Below are 18,663 nucleotides of genomic sequence, written 5' to 3'. Positions count from 1 at the left end.
TCGAGGCCTCAGTCGCCGAGTTCAGCCGCCTGTGCGCGCAACCATTGCGGCGACTGCTCGATACCGAGGCGCGAGAGCAGCCGGTTGAGCTCATCACCGTCACGCTCGCCATGCACCAGGCCGGCGATCCGCATCAGGATGGCATCGCGATGGACGGTTCCACTCGGTAGCTGATAGACCGCGCCGATCCGCATCTGGAGCGCGGTCGGTATCCCCCACTGCACCTTGAGCTGATGACCGGTCTCGGCGGCGCGTGCGACAAGCAGTCGCTCGCATTCACTCGGATCGAGTCGTCCGCCCAGATCGACCCAGCGTTGCTGGAGCACCAGCAGCGCCAGCTCACCGAGACGCGTGAGCATGGCCGCGGCACGGCACCCGGCGACATCCACGCGCAGCACGCGTCCGAGGACATTGAGCAGCCGCATCAGCGCCAGCGCCTCCTGGCGCAGACGGCGTTCCTGCGCCACCAGCACCTCGGCGACGAGCGCGCTGCCGGAATGGAGCGCAGCGGTCACCGCGATATTGACCAGCACCGCCGAACCGACCCGTTCGAGCGCCCTCGCCGGGGTCTCGATCAGCACCGAGCCGTCATTGTAGGGGCTGCTGTTGGCCAGCCCCAGCAAGGGACCGACCAACGCCGGTTCGAACTGGCAGCGACGCATCAGCTTGAGACGGGCCTCGGCATCGAGATCGGCCATCCCCTCCAGCGCCTCGGCCAGCGCCGGATCGAGCGGTACCCCCAGCGACTCGTGCTCGAGCATCCACGTCACGAACTCGGGCAGGGCGTCGAGATCGTCGTTCGCCGCCGTCACCGCGCCCGATTCCTCGACGACCTCGCGCAACCGCGCCATCACCTCGGCGGCACGGAACGGCTTGACGATATAGGCATCGGCCTGGAAACGCCGCGCCTCGATGATGCGATCACGATCGGCATGTCCCGAGACCATCACGCACACCACCTTGTGGCCGGTGGCGCGAATCGTCTTCAACAGCGCTGTCCCGGTGGTATCCGGCAGGCCCCAGTCGAGCAGCACCAGATCGGCCCCGCCGTGACGTTGCCAGGCATCGAGCGCCGAGCGCCCGTCGACACAGTGCTCGACCGCGGCCTGGGGCCAGAGGCGGCGTACCAGCTGGACCAGCAAGGGGCCGATGGACAGGTCATCCTCGACGATCAATGCCCGACGCATGCAGGCCTCGACTCAGTCATCGTTGGACTCCGGCGTCGACTCGTTCAGGCTCACCCACGCCTGCACGACGTTCCCCCGTCCTTGATAGTCGAGCGCACTGAAGGCGAGCTGACGGGCCATGGCGATCCCGCGACCGTGATGATGGAAGGCGCGTTCCGGCGCCAGCTCCAGATAGGGCGCCCAGTCGAATCCGGGACCATGATCGCAGACGGTGAAACAGATCCGCTCGGCCTCGCGCCGCAGCCACAACTCGGCCCAGCGCGAGGCCTGTTCGGGGCGGGCCAGGCGGCGCGCGATCTCGTCGGTCAGGGCATCCTGCGCCAGCAACCGCCCCTTCTCCTCATAGCCGATCCCGAGCAGACCGTGCTCGATGGCGTTGATCATCAGCTCGGAGAGCCCCATGGCCACCAGCGAGGCGCGCGGACAGAGATCGGCGAGCTGTACCGCCAGCAGCGAGGCATGGCGCGGCTCGCGGAAACGGAAGCGCCCCTCCTGGAGGAGTCCCCAGGTACTGGAGATCTCGCGCTGGAGCTGGCGCAAGGCATGACGGTTGCGCCGATCGAGCAGCGCAGCGTTGACGATCCGTTGCAACGCCTCGGCCTGGTAGGGTTTGGCCAGGTAGTACCAGGCACCCGCCGATAACCCCTGAGCGACCTCCTCGGGCGAGCTGGCCACCGTCTGCATGATCACCGGCAGATCCTCGAAGCGCGGATCCCTGACCACCAGCTCGAGCAGCTCGATGCCGTCCATCCGCGGCATCCGTCGATCGAGGATCAGCAGGTCGAAGCGCGAGGGCTCGGCCTGCAGCCTGTCCCAGGCCTCCTGGCCATCCTGCGCGAAGGTGAAGATCCGTTCGGGCGCCTGGAGGAAGTCGGCGATGATCTCCAGATTCAAGGGTTCGTCATCGACCACCAGCAACTCTGTCATCTGTCCTTCTCCACGAGAAATCCTCCAGCATCAGCGCGGGCGGGCGATCTCCTCGAGCAGGCGCACGAGTCTGTCGGCCAGCCGACCGGCCAATGCGCCAGCCTGCGCATCGCGGTCGCGCGCCGCACGCTCGACCTCGCGCGCCAGGCGCGCCACCGACGGGACCTCGAGATTCCCCGCGCTGCCGGCCAGGGTGTGCGCCATGGAGGCGATCCGTTGATGATCCTCACTCTCGGCAGCTGCACGCAGCAGTGCCGGAGTCCCTGTATGTGAATCACACATGGAGGCGAGCAGACGCTGGATAAACGCATCCCGACCACCGAACTTGTCGCGCAGCGCCTTCCAGTCGATCAACGTCTCCTCCTCGCCCGAGTCCTGCCGCGGCGAGGCGTCAGGGCGAGCGACTGCGGCCAGGGCCCGACGCACACCGTCACAGGTCTCGGTCAGCGCCAGCTCGAGCAGCGCCAAGGCCGCCCGGTGACCGGTCCCCTCGCGCACCGCCTGCTCGAACCCGGCGGCGCCTGCCATCACGCCTGTCAGTCCCAGCGCGCCGGCCCCCTCCCCGAGCTCGTGGGCACGGCGCACCACCAGCTCGAGATCGTCGGGTCGCCCGGTAGCGAGCAGCGCGCGCAACCGCGCGGGATCGGCGCCATGCGCCTCGATGAAGTGCGCGAGCAGCAGCGCCAGGCTCTCGACGCGTCCCCCGGCCCTGATCATCCCCTGCTCGAGGTCCACCCCGGAGAGCGCACGCATCCGCTCCTCGAAACCCTGATCGCGCGACATCGGCGCCGATGAGCGCTGCAGCCAGTCGGCGATGACCCCGTAGAGCCGCTCGGGATCGATCGGCTTGGCGAGATGACCGTTCATGCCCGCCGCCAGACAACGACGCTCGACCTCCTCGAAGACGTTCGCGGTCATCGCCAGGATCGGGGTCTCGGCATAGCCGGGCAGCCGGCGCAAGCGCCGGGTCGCCTCGAAACCGTCGAGCACCGGCATCTGGATGTCCATCAACACCAGATCGAACACCGACTCGCGGGCCCGCGCCAGCGCCTCTGCGCCATCTCCGGCGACCTCGACCCGCACCCCGACCCACTCGAGGATCTCGCGCGCCACGTCCTGGTTGACCCGGTTGTCCTCCACCAGCAGCACCCTCGCCCCGCGCAGACGCTCGGTCGCGGGGCGTTGCAAGGGTTGCGCGGCTGGCGCGTGCTGGCCCTCTTCGGCGATCTCGAAGGGCAGCTCCACCCAGAAGGTACTGCCGACCCCGAGACGGCTCTCGACACCGATCTCGCCACCGAGCAGCAGACTCAGTCGACGACTGATCGCCAACCCCAGACCGACACCGCCATAGCGCCGGGTGGGCGAGCCGTCGACCTGCTCGAACAGCTCGAAGATACGCTCCTGCTGGGTGGTGTCGAGACCGATGCCGGTGTCGCGCACCGCGATGCGCAGCCGCACCCGTGCAGCATCGCGCTCGATCAGCCCGGCCGAGACCACCACCTCGCCCTGCTCGGTGAACTTCACCGCGTTACCGAGGAAGTTGAGCAGGATCTGGCGCAGACGCAACACGTCGCCGACCAGCACCGCCGGGATGTCCGACGCGATCTCGCGCCGAACCCTCAATCCCTTCTCCTCGGCGCGGTTCTCGAGCAGGGCGATCGACTGATCGAAGAGATCGGCCATGGCGAAGGGTTCGCGGTTGATCACCAGCTTGCCCGCCTCGATCCGCGACAGGTCGAGGATGTCGTCGATCAACCCCATCAGATGATGGGCCGCCTCGTTGATGCGCTCGACCCGTTCGGTCAGACCCGGATCGGTCTGCTCGCGGCGCAGCAGCTCGGTCAATCCGATGATGGCGTTCATCGGGGTGCGGATCTCGTGGCTCATGTTGGCCAGAAACAGACTCTTGGCCTCGCTGGCCGATTCGGCGGCGCGCTTGGCCGTCTCCAGCTCGGCGGTGCGCGCGCGCACCTGCGCCTCGAGATCGCGCCGCCGGCTCTCGAGTTCGGTCTCGATCCGCTTGCGCTCGCTGATATCCTCGACCAGCACCGCGAACTGTCCGGGCGCAGGCGAATAGGCGAGCAGATTGAACCAGCGCTCGAAATAGGCCGCATAGGCCTCGAAGCGGATCGGTTCACCGGAGAGCGCCACCCGCCCGTAACGCCCGATCCAGTCGACCGGATCGTCCTCGATGCCGGGGATCACCTCCCCGACACGACGACCAATGACCTGCTCTTGGGCGAGGCCGGTCATCCGGGTGTAGGCGGGGTTGACGGCCAGGAAGCGGTAGTCGATCGCATGCCCCTGGGCATCGGTGACGACCTCGTGCAGCGCGAAACCGACGTGCATGTTCTCGAACAGGGCGCGGAAGCGCTCCTCGCTCTCGCGCAACGCCGACTCGGTACGCTTGAGTTCGGTGATGTCGTTGCCGATGGCGAGCACCTCGACCAACTCGCCGGCGGCATCGAACACCGGCTTGTTGGTCCAGTTCATCCACATCTCGCGCCCATCGCGACACCGATTGCGCTCGACCCGGCTGGAGTGGCCGTCGGCATCCCCGATCAACCCCGGCAGCAGGGTCTGCGCGGCGCACGAGGCAGACGCCAGCAGCACCGTGAAGGGCATCCCGATCAACTCGGCGGCGCGGTAACCGAAGAAGCGCTCGGCATAGGGGTTGACGAACTCGATCCGCGCATCACGCCCGAGCCGGATGATGGCGCTGTTGGCGTGCTCGATCAGATCGCGATAGCGCTTCTCGCTCTCGAACCGAGCCCGCTGGGCCTCGTGCGCGACGGTGATGTCGCGCCCCACGCCGAGCACCCCGACCAGCGCCCCAGCGGCATCGAACATCGGGGTGTTGATCGTCTGCATCCGAATCCGCTTACCGTCGGCGCAGTCGAACCACACCTCGTAGCGGATCGCGCCGCCGTGCTCGACCGCCTCGCGATCACGCCGTTCCACCCGCTCGGCGAGCGTCTCGGGGAAGATCTCGCGGTCATTGCGCCCGAGGATGCGTCGCTTGTCGAGCCCGATACAGCGGGCGAACGACAGGTTACAGGCGAGATACTGTCCCCTGGGATCCTTCAGCCAGATCTGATCGGGGATGGTCTCGATCAGCGTGCTCAGTCGGCGACGCTCCTCCTCGAGCGCGATCTCCGCGTGCTTGCGTTCGGTGATGTCGTGCAGATAGCCGTACCAGAGGATGGTGCCGTCGCGCTCACGCCCCGGCACCGACCAGGCCTCCAGCCAGCGCTCACCCCGTCCGGGATGGAGATAGCGATACTGATCGTGACGATGGCAGAGTTCGCGCTCGCACTGACGATGATGCGCGAGCACGCGCGGCAGGTCCTGGGGGTGGATGTTGGCGATGAAGCGATGACTGTCGCTGAACAGCTCCTTCGCACGGATCCCGAGGATCGGCTCGACCGTCGAGGTGATGAACTGGAGCTGCGGCGCGCCCTCGGCATCGAGCCGATAGGCGTAGATCATGCCGGGTACACTGGCGACGATCCGTTCCAGCCGGATCGAGTCATCGTCACCCACCCCCGCCGAACGCGGCACGGCCAGCCTGGCAAGATGCTCGACGAGGGGGCCTGACAGGGCCTCCCAGACGCGACAGGCACCTGCGCCGCCATCGTCGAGCGGCGAGAGCAGCAGCACCGGCAACGCGCCGCTCCCCGTCAGCACCCGCTCCAGGTCGGCACTCGCGGCGCGACCATCGCAGAGAACCAGATCCCAGTCGTCGACACGGCTGGCGATCAGCTCAGCCAGACCGGGTTGGTCGAGACGATGACGCTCGAGCACATGTGCCGCGCCATCGAGCATGGCATCGAGCGCAAGTGGCGCACTGGAGGCATCCTCCAGCAGGAGGATGTGCAAACGGGGCTGCTCCATGGGTTCATCCGCCGTGGGGCCTCGGGGCCCGCGTCTCCCAAGAGGTAAGGATATCGACACACCGACCATGGGGACAACGCCGGCGCAACTGACTAGGTAGGCCCGCGAGCGGGATGATCCAAGGCGGTGTCGCGGGCAGTCGTCGTGAACACACCGTGACAGCGGGCGCCACAGACCAGACAGCGTCCGGTCTCGTCCAGCGCGCGCGCCACCACCCGGTAGCCGACGCGCGCGATCAACCGTGCCCCGCAGCTCACGCACCGCGTCTCCCCGCCGATTTCCGCTCCCAGGTTGCCGAGATAGACGTGACGCAGCCCGTTGGCGCGAGCGATCTCGCGGGCACGCATCAGGGTCGCGATCGGGGTGGCGGCGTGGTCACGCATGCGGTGGGCGGGATGGAAGGCGCTGAGGTGCAGCGGGACCTCGCAGCCGAGATGCCCGGCGATCCAGGCACTCAGCGCGTGCAATCGACGCGGATCGTCGTTCTCGCCGGGGATCACCAGGGTGGTGATCTCGACCCAGACGGCGGTCTCGTGCACCAGAGACTCCAGGGTCTCGAGCACCGGCGCCAGCCGGGCGCCACAGAGCCGACGATAGAAGCGGTCGTCGAAGGCCTTGAGGTCGATGTTGGCCGCATCGATCGCGGCATAGAACTCGGCGCGCGGCGCAGGCTGCACATAACCGGCGCTCACCGCCACCGTATACAGCCCCGCGGCGTGCGCCGCCGCGGCGCAATCGAGCGCGTACTCGTGGAACACCACCGGATCGTTGTAGGTGAAGGCCAGCGAGCGACAGCCGCTCGTCCTCGCCGCGGCGACGATCCGCGCCGGATCGGTCGGCGCGCCGCCACCCGTGGCGGCGACACGCGCCCGGCTCATCTCCCAGTTCTGGCAGTAGCGACAGGCGAGGTTGCAACCGGCGGTGCCGAAGGAATAGGTCAGCGACCCCGGCAGGAAGTGGTAGAGCGGCTTCTTCTCGATCGGGTCGGGATGGCAACCGAGCGGGCGGGCCGCCTCGGTGAGCACCAGCGCCCCATCGCGGCAGGCGCGCACGAAACACAGCCCCCGCTGTCCCTCGGCGAGCCGGCAGCGACGCGGACAGAGCTCACAGCACACCCGACCATCGGCAAGCGCTCGCCAGTGACGCGCGCGGCGCGCGATCGACATCGTCCACCTCCCGTGCGTTTTGTGCACTGCATCGAGGTCTCGTGCTGAGTATACTGCTGCCGATGCGGGCCGCCGCGTCCCGACCGCAACGCCCCCGTATCCCGAGACTCTCCTCGATCCACAGGATCGCCCTTAACCCCAGGGTCAGGACCATCGTGTCCAGCCCCTCGACAACGACGTCAGATGCCGCTTATGGTCGCCAAACCCATGCTCGGTGCCGGATACCTGTTGCAAGGCGTCCGGCTCATCACCCGCCCCGGACTCAGACGCTTCGTGCTGATCCCGCTGGCGGTCAATATCCTCGTCTTCTCGCTGGCGATCTATCTCGGCGCCCGCGAGTTCGCCGCCTTCCTCGACCTCGTCGAGGCCCAGATCCCGAGTTGGCTCGGCTGGCTCGAGTGGATCCTCTGGCCGGTGTTCGCGCTGCTGCTGCTGGTGGTGGTGTTCTACACCTTCAACCTGGTCGCCAACCTGATCGCCTCGCCGTTCAACAACCTGCTCGCCGAGAAGGTCGAGCTGCTGCTCACCGGCCGACCGCTGCAGGACAGCGGCAGCGTCGGCAAGCTCCTCAAGGAGCTGCTCCCGACCCTGCTCGACGAGCTGGTGAAGGTGGTCTACGCCCTGGCCCTGGCCATCCCCTTCCTGGTGCTGCTGTTCGTCCCGGTGGTCGGCCCGCTGCTGTGGTTCCTCTACACCGCCTGGATCCTCGCGGTGCAGTACAGCGACTACCCGATGGGCAACCACGGGCTGAAGTTCCGCGAGATGCGCGCGCGGCTGCGCGGCGAGCGCGGACTCAGCCTCGGCTTCGGCGCGGCGGCCGCCGGGCTCGGGATGGTGCCGGTGGTCAACTTCATCCTGATGCCGAGCGCGGTGGCCGGCGCCACCGCGATGTGGGTGCGCGAGTTCAATCGCGAGCACGCCCGCGCCCGCTATCAGGGCCCTTACGAATCGCGCATGACCACGCGCTGGGTGCGACTCGAGATCGACCACCTCTCCGGGCGCATCGGCGGCGAGATCCTGCTCGGCCCACTGCAGGGACAGCGGCTCGAGTCGATCGCCACCGAGGCCCTGCTCGATCTGCTCGCCGGCGGCTGCGCCAGCGATGCCGCCTCGGCCGAGGCGCTCGAGGTCTATCTCTCGCGCGAGCGCGGACAGCGCTTCGCCGAGCGCGCCCGCGCCCGTCAGGAACAGGAGCCGCGCAGCGCGCCGCCGCGCCCGAGCGATACGCGAATGGGCGACGACGAGGCGCGCGCCATCCTCGGGGTGGCGACCAACGCCGACAACGACGCGATCCGCGCCGCCCATCGCCGGCTGATCCAGCGCATGCACCCGGATCGCGGCGGCTCGGCCTATCTCGCCGCCAAGATCAACGAGGCCAAGCGCGTGCTCACGCGTGTCGGTGAGGCGGCCTGAGCCGGAAACCCGACTACCCCGGCTTGCGCAGCAGGTCGACGCGGTGCGGCTTGAGAAAGTGCGCGCCGCTCGGGGTCAGGTGGCGCTCGAAGGCCGCGCGGACCTCGGCACGGCGACCCTCGGGGAGAGGCTCGGCGCGATGGCTGACATCGATGAAGCGCGCGGCGAAGTGCGCCCAGTCCGGATAGCTGCCCTCGGCCAGGTAGAAGACCTCGTGCTCGCAGTCGAAGAGCCCGGCCTCGACCGCGCCCTGGAGCGCGGCGAAGGCCGCCGCACGCACCGCGCGCTCGTCGTGGATCAGCCCGGTCAGCTCGGCGAAGGGGCCCCAGTAGACCGGCTCGGAGACATAGAGCGCGCCGCCCGGCGCCAGCACCCGGTGGATCTCGTGCAGCGCGCGCGTCATCAGCGCCGGCGGCACGTGGTGCAGCGACTTGAACATGAACACCTGCGCATAGCGTCCGTCGCGATCGGCGATGGCCTCGGCACCGCCCTCGCGCAACTCGATCGCAGGGGGCAGATCGAGCGCACGGTTGCGCGCCAGCTGCGCGCGATCGACCTCGGTGGCAACCACCCGCGCGGCGCCGAAGCGCTCGACCAGCAGCCGCGTCATCCAGGCCGCGCCGCAACCGAGTTCGAGCACCTCCTGACCTGCCGGGTCGAGCAGCCCGGCGAGCACCTCGGGCTCGCGATCGAGGCGATAGGCACTGGGGTCGTTGAGACGCATCTGTTGAACCAAAGGGGAACTCTCCATATCGATCCGGGTCGCTTGGACACGAACGGCGGCGTCTCGACGAGACGCCCGCATCCTCACGCCCCTATAATTGGCGACCACGTCGCCAGGTAACTCGACGGACCGGAGCACCCGGCGTTCGGCACGAGCGCAGCCTCCACCCGCTACCCCAACGACACCACCATCAACGACATCGACCGCAAGAGGCTCGTAGCACGCATGATCGCCCGAATCCTCACCGTGCTGGTGGCGCTCGCCGCGCTGATCGGCGCACTCGCCTTCTTCAAATACGGCCAGATCGCCCAGGAGATGGCCGCCTTCTCCCAGCCCCGCCCGGCCACCGCCGTCGCCGCCGTCAGCGTCGACACCACCAACTGGCGTCCCACCCTCTCCGGGGTCGGCACGGTCCAGGCGGTCCAGGGCGTGGAGGTCAACAGCGAGGTCGACGGACAGGTCCGCGAGATCCTGTTCGAGTCCGGCGCCATGGTCGAGGCGGGGCAGATTCTACTGCGCCTCGAGGACGATGTGGACCGCGCCACCCTCGAGGGCCTCAAGGCCGCCGAGCAGCTCGCCGAGATCCAGCTGCGACGCAACCGCACCCTGCTGCGCGATCGCGCCGTCGCCCAGGGCGACGTCGACGAGCGCGCCGCCCAGCTCGATCAGGCCCGCGCCGAGGTCAAGGCCATCGAGGCCAACATCCGCAAGAAGACCATCCGCGCGCCCTTCGCCGGTCAGCTCGGCATCCGTCAGGTCGATCTCGGCCAGTTCCTCGCCGCCGGCACCGCCATCGTCTCGCTCCAGGCACTCGATCCGGTTTATGTCGACTACGCCCTGCCCGAGCGCCATCTCGCCCAGCTCCACGCCGGTCAGCAGGTTCGGGTCCGGGTGGCGGCCTATCCCGAGCGCGTCTTCGAGGGCAGGATCCAGGCGATCGATCCGGGCATCGACCAGGGCACGCGCAACGTCAGGATCCGCGCCCGCTTCGACAACCCCGATCTGGCGCTGCGACCGGGCATGTTCACCCGCGTCGAGACCCTGCTGCCGACCCAGGACGCGGTGCTGACCCTGCCGCGCGAGGCGATCACCTTCAACACCTATGGCGACTCGGTCTATCGCGTCGTCGAGCGCGACGGCCAGACCCTGGTCGAGCGCCGCCAGGTCACCACCGGCGCGGTGCGCGGCGAGGAGATCGTCATCCTCGACGGACTCGTCGCCGGCGACCGGGTGGTGCTCGGCGGTCAGGTCAAGCTCACCAACGGCCAGCCGGTGCGCGTGGTCGACAAGCCAGCACAGACGTCGACCGACGCCGAGGGTGAGGCCGAATGAGATTCACCGATATCTTCATCCGCCGTCCGGTGCTGGCGAGCGTCGTCAGCCTGCTGATCCTGATCCTCGGTCTGCGCTCCTTCCTCGATCTCGAGATCCGTCAGTACCCGGAGACCAACAACACGGTGGTCACCGTCACCACCGCCTACCCGGGCGCCAGCAGCGACCTGGTGCAGGGCTTCATCACCACCCCGCTGCAACAGGCCATCGCCGAGGCCAACGGCATCGACTTCATCCTCGGCACCAGCAGCGCCGGCACCTCGATGATCGAGGCGCACATGAAGCTCAACTACGACCCCAACGCCGCGGTCGCCGAGATCCAGGCCAAGGTCGCCAGCCGCACCAACGTGCTCCCCGAGGCGGCGCAGAACCCGGTGATCGACTCCTCCACCGGCGACTCCACCGCGCTCATGTATCTCGCCTTCACCAGCGAGCAGATGACCCTGCCGCAGATCACCGACTATCTGCTGCGCGTGGTCCAGCCCCAGCTCCAGGCGATCGACGGCGTGGCCAAGGCCGAGATCTTCGGCGACCAGACCTATGCCATGCGCGTCTGGCTCGACCCGGCGCGGATGGCCTCGCTCGGGATCAGCGGCGACGAGGTCGCCCAGGTGCTCGCCAACAACAACCACCTCGCCGGTATCGGCAAGGTCAAGGGCAACATGGTGCAGGTCGACCTCTCGGCGACCACCGACGTCAGCCAGGTCGAGGACTTCCGCCGCCTGGTGATCCGCGATCAGGACGACACCCTGATCCGGCTCGACGACATCGCCCGGGTCGAGCTCGGCGCCAAGAGCTACGATTCGAGCAGCCTGCACAACGGCAAGCCGTCGATCTTCATCGGCATCGAGCCGACGCCCGGGGCCAACCCGCTGCAGGTCGCCTCGCGGGTCAAGGCGCTGCTGCCGGAGCTGCGCGCCCAGTTCCCCGAGGGGCTGCAGGGATTCGAGGCCTATGACGGCAGCGCGTTCATCCAGTCCTCGATCGACGAGGTCTTCGCCACCCTCGGCGAGGCGGTGCTGATCGTGCTGCTGGTGATCTTCCTCTCGCTCGGCTCGATCCGCGCCGCGCTGGTGCCCTCGGTGGCCGTCCCGCTGTCGATCATCGGCGCCGGCTTCCTGATGCTGCTGTTCGGCTTCTCGATCAACCTGCTCACCCTGCTGGCGATGGTGCTGGCCATCGGTCTGGTGGTCGACGATGCGATCATCGTCGTCGAGAACGTCCATCGTCATCTCGAGATGGGCAAGAGCGGGCTGCGCGCCGCGCTCGACGGCGCCCGCGAACTGGCGTTGCCGATCATCGCCATGACCACCACGCTGATCGCCGTCTACGCCCCGATCGGCTTCATGGGCGGGCTGGTCGGCTCGCTGTTCACCGAGTTCGCCTTCACCCTCGCCGGCGCGGTGCTGGTCTCGGGCGTGGTCGCGCTCACCCTCTCGCCGATGCTCGCCGGGCGGGTGTTGCACGCCAGCAGCGAGCAGAGCCGTTTCGAGCAGGGTGTCGAGCGCTTCTTCGGCTGGCTCTCCAACAGCTATCGCGGTCTGCTGGTGCGCTGGCTGCGCTACCCCTCGGTGACCCTGCTGGTGGCCGTGGCGCTGCTCGGCAGCATCTATGTGATGTACACCATGACCGAGAAGGAGCTGGCCCCCACCGAGGACCAGAGCATCCTCTTCTTCATGGCCACCGCACCGCAGACGGCGACCATCGACTACGACAAGCACTATGTCGACACGGAGCTGCTGCCGATCTTCGAGTCCTTCCCCGAGTACAAGGAGAGCTTCATCATCATCGGCATGGGTGGCGACCAGAGCACCACCTTCGGCGGCTTCAAGATGCCCGCGACCGACGAGCGCGAGCGCTCGCAGATGGAGATCGAGCCGCAGCTCCAGGGCGCCGTCTCGCAGATCACCGGGATGCAGACGGTGGTCTTCCCGCGCCCCAGCCTGCCCACCCCGGGCGACGGCCTGCCGGTAGAGTTCGTCATCCTCTCGGATCGCTCGCACAAGGAGCTCACCGGCATCGCCGACGCCCTGCTCGGTCAGGCGATGGGCAGCGGCAAGTTCATGTTCCTCACCAAGGACGTGAAGTACGAGCGCCCGCGTACCGTGCTCGAGGTCGATCGCGATCTCGCCGGCGATCTCGGCATCAGCATGGCCGATCTCGGCACCAGTCTCGGGGTGATGCTCAACGAGGACTACGTCAACTGGTTCAGCCTGGAGGGGCGCAGCTATCAGGTCATCCCCCAGGTCGAGCGCGCCTTCCGCGACAGCGTCGAGGAGTTCGGCGACTACTATGTGCGCAACGGCGACGGCGAGCTGATCCCGCTCGACGCCCTGGTGACCGTCCGCAACCAGGTCGAGCCCTCCAAGCGCATCCAGTTCCAGCAGCTCAACGCCATCACCGTCTCCGGCGTGGCGATGCCGGGCGTGACCCTCGGCGAGGCGCTCGGCGCGCTCGAGGAGATCGCCGGCGAGCAGTTCCCGCGCGGCGTGAGCTGGGACTACAAGGGCGAGTCGCGTCAGTACAAGACCGAGGGCAGCGCGCTCGAGGTCACCTTCTTCCTCTCGCTGGTGGTGATCTATCTGGTGCTCGCCGCCCAGTTCGAGAGCTGGCGCGATCCCTTCGTCATCCTGATGTCGGTGCCGCTGTCGATCGCCGGGGCCATGGCCTTCCTCTTCCTCGGCTTCGCCAGCGTCAACATCTACACCCAGGTGGGACTGATCACCCTGATCGGGCTGATCGCCAAGAACGGCATCCTCATCGTCGAGTTCGCCAACCAGCTGCGCGAGCGCGACGGGCTCGACAAGCGCGCGGCGATCGAGGAGGCCTCGACGATCCGGCTGCGTCCGATCCTGATGACCACGGTGGCGATGCTGGTGGCGATGATCCCGCTGCTCACCGCCGGCGGTCCGGGTGCGGTCAGCCGCTTCGACATCGGTCTGGTGATCGTCACCGGACTGGGGATCGGCACCCTGTTCACCCTGTTCGTGGTCCCGGCCTTCTATCTGTTGCTCTCGCCCAAGGAGCACAGCGGCCCGCTGACCGACGAAGACGAAGAGAACACCGCGCCCCAGGCCGGCTGAGCCCCGGCGCCCGTGGACCCGTCCACGGGCGCCCCGCCCGGCTCACAGCCCGACCGACCCCCACACCCGCCACCACAACAGCCCCGCCAACGCGCCCGCTGCCCCGAGCAACGCCTTGCCCAGCCGGGTGCGGTCGTCGCGCCCGTGGCGGCGCTCCACCTGACGCCGGTGCCGCCAGCGCGCGAACCAGCCGCGTCGGACCTGCCCCCGCAACCGTGTCCAGGCCGCCAGCTTCGCACGCCCCACCCGGCCACCACGCAAGGTGCCCAGATCGCGCGCCAGGGTCGCGCAGCGCGACACCCCGGCCGGAACCGCGTCGACAAACCGCGCCCCATCGGTGAACACCACTCGCGCATGGACCGGCTGGCCCAGCCCCAGCGCCTCCACCGCGCGGACATGACGACGGTTCTGATGCAGCGGATTGACGAAGGGATAGCGCCGCCGACCGATCAGCTGCACCCAGTGCGTCGCCTCGGCCGCGCCCTGGATGGCGCCGCGATAGTGCTTGGTCTCGACCACCAGCAACCCGCGCGGGGTCAGCGCCAGATGATCGATCTGGGTCAACCCGCCGCGCCCGTCGGGCAACACCACCCCGTGCAGCACCTCGGGGAACAGCGCCTCGAGCCGCCGCCCGACGATGCGCTCGCCCTGCCAGCCCCGCCAGCGCGGCAACAGCAATCGCGTGCCGAGCAACACCAGCAACGGCGGCAGACACCACAACAACGGCAGAACCAGCGCCTGGAACACCAGCGCCGAGGGATCGGAGGACAAGGAAGACACGGCAGACGGGGAGCGGACGACAACGGCACACGAACGGGATCGAACCCCATGATAGCGCAAGCGGGTGGAAGGCGGTCGACGGGCTACGCCAACCCGCGCGGTTGCGTTATGCTCGGGCGACTGGACACCCGCAGTGCCGTCCCCGGCAAGGAGCAGGCCCGCCATGCAGGCATCCATCCAGATCATCGGTCGCGAGCTCTTCTGCCGCGCACCCGGCAGCAGCCCCGAAGAACTCCGTCGCGACGGCGGCGAGGCCGAGACCCGACTCAACGACTGGGCCGCGCGCTATGCCCGCGCGGTCGAGCAGAGTGACGACACCTCCCTGCTCACGATCGGTCGAGAACTCTTCGCCTGGCTCGATGCCAACGGCTGGGCCTCGGCCTGGGCACGCGGTCAAGGACCACGGGCGCTGGAGATCCAGGTCGAGGATGCCGACACGGCACTCGGCAAGGCCCTGCTCGCCGCCCCCTGGGAGCTGCTGGCCGGCCCGGACGGCAGCCACCTCGCCGGTGACCAGAATCAACGCTACGACCTCGCCCGGCGGCTCGGGCGCGCCGCCACGGCACCGCCCGCGCCACGCCATTCCAACCTTCGAATGATGTTCATGGCCGCCGACCCCGAAGGCGCGCAGTCGCTCGACTACGAGGGCGAGGAGGCCGCCATCCTCAAGGCGACCGACAAACTGCAGGTCCACCTGCTGGTGGAAGAGACCGGCACCGCCCAGGAGCTCGGCCAACGCATGCAGCGCGAGGGCGACTACGAGGTCCTCCATCTCTCCTGTCACGGCACCATCGATCAACAACAACGGCCACTCCTCGCGCTCGAGGACGAGGTGGGAGGACTCGCCCTCACCCCCGCCGGCACACTGATCCAGGCGCTGGGGGGCGCCGAGCGCATCCCGCTGATCTTTCTCTCGGCCTGTCTCAGCGCCCGTCGGCCAACCGAGCACGATCCGCTGACCCAGGCGTTCATCCGTGCCGGCGTCGCCAACGTCCTCGGCTGGGACGGCTCGGTCAACGACCAGGACGCCATCCGCTTCGCCCGCGCCTTCTACGCCCAGCTCGCCAACTACGGCTCCGTCGTCCAGGCGGCGGCCCACGCCCGGGCCGAGCTAATCGCAGCGCAAGACTCGGACGCCCACAACGGGCGACATTGGCACTTGGCACGGGTCTATCTGGGGGCAACCGGCGGCACCGCGCTGATCGACAAGACCGGCTCGGCGCATCCCCGCATCCAAGCCGACGACAGGGCCTTCCTCGACCCAGAGCGTGAACAGATCCCGGTCGCGGGTCACGGTCTCTTCGTTGGTCGCCGCCGCCAGCTTCAAAAAGGTCTGCGACACCTGCGCGAGGGAGCATCGGCGGGTCTGCTGATTCACGGCATGGGCTGTCTCGGCAAATCGAGTCTGGCCGCGCGCATCGCCAACCGCATGACCGAGCTGACTACCTGCGTGATCTTCAAGCATTACGATGCACTGACCGTCTTCGACCGACTGATCGAAAAGACACCTCCCGTCGATCGTCAGGCATTGCGCACACAGTGGCGCTCTGCCGTCACCGAGCACCCCGAGATCCTCGGCGATGCCCTGGAAGCTCTCCTCGAAGGCCCGCTCGATACCCAGCCGGTGCTGCTGATCATCGACGACCTCGAACGTATCCTCGACGCCCCCTCGCCCGAACAACCACTCACCCCGGTCAGCGCCGATCATCGCGCCATGCTCGGCGCCGTCCTCGGTGCCTTCGCGCGCGCCCGCACCGCCTCACGACTCCTGCTGACCAGCCGTTACCACTTCACCCTGCCCAACGACCGAGGGCGTAATCTTGCGGAAAGGCTGGAACGCATCGCACTCCAGCCCTTCGACAGCGGCCAGACCCATAAACAGCGAGCGGCGCTCGCCCGCCACAGCACGCTCGACCACAAGAGATTGGAGCAGACACAACCCCACCAACAGCGCGCCGAGACCCTCGCCCAGGGGAATCCCGGTCTACTCGCCGACCTGCTACGCCCGCTTCTCGGCGGCGAGACCGCCGTCGCAGAGGCCGCACTCAACGCCATCGCGCACTATCACCGCACCGGCGAGCGACCGGAGGACAAGGACGAAAACGCACTCCTCGCCTTCTTCCGTCGCATGGCCTTCGAGACATATCGCGAGGCCCTGAGTGAAGAGCAGGCGCACATGCTCAGCGCAGCCACCCTGTTCGACGCCGACCTGCGCCTGCCGATCCCGCTGTCGGCATTCATCGCGGTGGGCAAGGCCGCTGGCATCAGCGAGCCCGAGCAGGCCTTCACCCGACTGTGCAACCTCGGGCTGATCAGCGACTGGAGCCACATCGACGGGTCCACACAGGGTGCCGTCGATCCCCTCGCCCGTCCCCTGGTCCAGGCACCCAGCGACGAGAGCCGCCCCCATCTCGCCGCCGCCGCGCTCAATGCCCTGTTCCCGTGCTGGAGCGATCGCCGGGGCAGGGTCTCACCCGGCCCCCGGGCGCTCGAACTCGCGCGGCTCGCGCGACTCACCCCGGACACCCCACCCGAACGTCTGGACCCGATCGCCGAGGCCGAGGCGCGCTGGCTCCTCGCAACCGCACAGGAGACACCCAAGTCGGTCTTCTTCGACCTCCTGCAACCCGCACTAAAGCGACTTGAGGACGCACAATTCACCCCATCGATCGGATTGATGACCATCGCGCTCGATTACGCCATCCGCTTGAGTGAGGGAGATTGGCTCGACCAAACCCTAGAGCGCTTTGCCGATCGCTACGCAGGCGTCGATGCGGCATTCATCCACGTCCACCTCGGGCGCCGCGCTCAGACCAAGGGCACTCATGATGAGGCATTGGCTTGTTTCAAGCTTGCCGCGAAAGATTTCGAAGCCGCCGGTCAAGAGCGGGAGGCGACGATAGCCAAAGGCCAGATCGCCGATATCCTTCAGGCGCGCGGAAACCTCGATGAGGCGCTGCGCATCCGCACAGAAGAACAACTACCCGTCTACGAAAGACTCGGTGACGTCCGCTCCAAGGCCGTCACCCAGGGAAAGATCGCTGATATCCTTCAGGCGCGCGGAAACCTCGATGAGGCGCTGCGCATCCGCACTGAAGAACAACTCCCCGTCTACGAAAGACTCGGCGACGTCCGCGAGAAGGCCGTCACCCAGGGCCAGATCGCTGACATCCTTCAGGCTCGCGGCAACCTCGATGAGGCGCTGCGCATCCGCACTGAAGAACAACTCCCCGTCTTCGAAAGACTCGGCGACGTCCGCGAGAAGGCCGTCACCCAGGGCAAGATCGCTGACATCCTTCAGGCTCGCGGCAACCTCGATGAGGCGCTGCACATTTTGACGGAAGAAGTTCTCCAAGCCTTCGAAAGACTCGGCGACGCCCGCTCCAAGGCCGTCACCCAGGGCCAGATCGCTGACATCCTTCAGGCTCGCGGCAACCTCGATGAGGCGCTGCACATTTTGACGGAAGAAGTTCTCCCATCCTTCGAAAGACTCGGCAACGCCCGCTCCAAGGCCGTCACCCAGGGCCAGATCGCTGATATCCTTCAGGCGCGCGGAAACCTCGATGAGGCGCTGCGCATACGCACTGAAGAAGAAATACCCATCTACGAGCGACTCGGTGACGTCCGCGAGAAGGCCGTCACCCAGGGCAAGATCGCTGATATCCTTCAGGCGCGCGGAAACCTCGATGAGGCGCTGCGCATCCACACAGAAGAACAACTCCCCGTCTTCGAAAGACTCGGCGACCTCCGCTCCAAGACCGTCACCCAGGGCAAGATCGCTGATATCCTTCAGGCGCGCGGAAACCTCGATGAGGCGCTGCGCATCCGCACAGCAGAACAACTCCCCGTCTACGAAAGACTCGGCGACGTCCGTTCATTGCTTGTCTGTCGCGCAAACATAGCCTTGACCTTGCTGCAACGAAACGCGCCCACCGATCGCGCCTCGGCCAACAGGCTGCTCTGCATCGCCCTGTCCGCCGCGCGGCAGATACGTATTCCCGAGGCCGGACAGATCGAACAGATCCTGCAACACCATGGTCTGACCTGCGACCAGGATACCGCCCCCTGATCGCCTCTCCCGCACTCTCCCGTAGGGTGGGCAAAGCGCAGCGTGCCCACCCTGTACGCGCCAGCGACCGAGGCCCCGCGGGGGACGA

10 protein-coding genes are annotated in these 18,663 nt (G+C 67.7%); 4 read left to right on the top strand and 6 right to left on the bottom strand.

Going from position 1 to position 18,663, the window contains the following annotated elements; translation table 11 throughout:
* Positions 1 to 8: 8 nt before the first annotated feature.
* The 4 genes from EDC29_RS09670 to amrS all read right to left on the bottom strand — a co-directional run bounded on the left by EDC29_RS09670 (position 9) and on the right by amrS (position 7,174).
* Positions 9 to 1,187, bottom strand: coding sequence for a response regulator (locus tag EDC29_RS09670; protein WP_132229613.1), 1,179 nt, complete (start codon positions 1,185 to 1,187; stop codon positions 9 to 11).
* A 12-nt stretch (positions 1,188 to 1,199) separates the two neighbouring features.
* Positions 1,200 to 2,114 (bottom strand): response regulator, encoded by a 915-nt coding sequence (locus tag EDC29_RS09665; protein ID WP_123142432.1) that lies wholly within the window; start codon positions 2,112 to 2,114, stop codon positions 1,200 to 1,202.
* A gap of 30 nt (positions 2,115 to 2,144) precedes the next feature.
* Complete coding sequence (locus EDC29_RS09660) at positions 2,145 to 6,008, bottom strand: PAS domain S-box protein (protein ID WP_165913481.1); 3,864 nt, start codon at positions 6,006 to 6,008, stop codon at positions 2,145 to 2,147.
* Between the two features lie 92 nt (positions 6,009 to 6,100).
* Complete coding sequence (gene amrS, locus EDC29_RS09655; RefSeq protein ID WP_123140256.1) at positions 6,101 to 7,174, bottom strand: AmmeMemoRadiSam system radical SAM enzyme; 1,074 nt, start codon at positions 7,172 to 7,174, stop codon at positions 6,101 to 6,103.
* A 192-nt stretch (positions 7,175 to 7,366) separates the two neighbouring features.
* Between amrS and cysZ the strand changes: the two genes are divergently transcribed.
* Positions 7,367 to 8,587 (top strand): sulfate transporter CysZ, encoded by a 1,221-nt coding sequence (cysZ, locus tag EDC29_RS09650; RefSeq protein ID WP_123140255.1) that lies wholly within the window; start codon positions 7,367 to 7,369, stop codon positions 8,585 to 8,587.
* 13 nt (positions 8,588 to 8,600) lie between these two features.
* Here cysZ and EDC29_RS09645 read toward each other — a convergent pair whose 3' ends face one another.
* Positions 8,601 to 9,323, bottom strand: a complete 723-nt coding sequence (locus EDC29_RS09645) for a class I SAM-dependent methyltransferase (protein WP_132229609.1) — start codon at positions 9,321 to 9,323, stop codon at positions 8,601 to 8,603.
* Between the two features lie 213 nt (positions 9,324 to 9,536).
* Here EDC29_RS09645 and EDC29_RS09640 point away from each other — a divergent pair, with 213 nt between their 5' ends.
* Positions 9,537 to 10,643 (top strand): efflux RND transporter periplasmic adaptor subunit, encoded by a 1,107-nt coding sequence (locus EDC29_RS09640; protein WP_123140253.1) that lies wholly within the window; start codon positions 9,537 to 9,539, stop codon positions 10,641 to 10,643.
* Positions 10,640 to 13,726 carry an efflux RND transporter permease subunit gene (locus EDC29_RS09635; RefSeq protein WP_062276108.1) on the top strand — a complete coding sequence of 1,029 codons (3,087 nt, stop codon included), beginning with the start codon at positions 10,640 to 10,642 and terminating at the stop codon, positions 13,724 to 13,726. Before EDC29_RS09640 ends, EDC29_RS09635 begins: the two co-directional genes overlap by 4 nt.
* A 42-nt stretch (positions 13,727 to 13,768) precedes the next feature.
* On the opposite strand, the gene EDC29_RS09630 is transcribed toward EDC29_RS09635, so the two are convergent.
* Positions 13,769 to 14,497 (bottom strand): nuclease-related domain-containing protein, encoded by a 729-nt coding sequence (locus tag EDC29_RS09630; protein ID WP_165913480.1) that lies wholly within the window; start codon positions 14,495 to 14,497, stop codon positions 13,769 to 13,771.
* 172 nt (positions 14,498 to 14,669) lie between these two features.
* Between EDC29_RS09630 and EDC29_RS09625 the strand changes: the two genes are divergently transcribed.
* A complete protein-coding gene (locus tag EDC29_RS09625; RefSeq protein WP_132229605.1) occupies positions 14,670 to 18,575 on the top strand; it encodes a tetratricopeptide repeat protein in 3,906 nt (1,301 codons plus the stop codon).
* Positions 18,576 to 18,663: the final 88 nt, after the last annotated feature.

The organism is Marichromatium gracile, from assembly GCF_004343155.1.
GTDB classification, from domain to species: Bacteria; Pseudomonadota; Gammaproteobacteria; order Chromatiales; family Chromatiaceae; genus Marichromatium; species Marichromatium gracile.
This window is presented reverse-complemented; position numbering and strand designations above follow the sequence as displayed.

What these genes read in the sequence shown, in the direction of transcription:
- EDC29_RS09670 (WP_132229613.1), bottom strand. Translation starts at nt 1,187, where the DNA reads ATGCGTCGGGCATTGATCGTCGAGGATGACCTGTCCATCGGCCCCTTG.
- EDC29_RS09635 (WP_062276108.1), top strand. Translation starts at nt 10,640, where the DNA reads ATGAGATTCACCGATATCTTCATCCGCCGTCCGGTGCTGGCGAGCGTC.
- EDC29_RS09665 (WP_123142432.1), bottom strand. Translation starts at nt 2,114, where the DNA reads ATGACAGAGTTGCTGGTGGTCGATGACGAACCCTTGAATCTGGAGATC.
- EDC29_RS09640 (WP_123140253.1), top strand. Translation starts at nt 9,537, where the DNA reads ATGATCGCCCGAATCCTCACCGTGCTGGTGGCGCTCGCCGCGCTGATC.
- cysZ (WP_123140255.1), top strand. Translation starts at nt 7,367, where the DNA reads ATGGTCGCCAAACCCATGCTCGGTGCCGGATACCTGTTGCAAGGCGTC.
- EDC29_RS09660 (WP_165913481.1), bottom strand. Translation starts at nt 6,008, where the DNA reads ATGGAGCAGCCCCGTTTGCACATCCTCCTGCTGGAGGATGCCTCCAGT.
- amrS (WP_123140256.1), bottom strand. Translation starts at nt 7,174, where the DNA reads ATGTCGATCGCGCGCCGCGCGCGTCACTGGCGAGCGCTTGCCGATGGT.
- EDC29_RS09625 (WP_132229605.1), top strand. Translation starts at nt 14,670, where the DNA reads ATGCAGGCATCCATCCAGATCATCGGTCGCGAGCTCTTCTGCCGCGCA.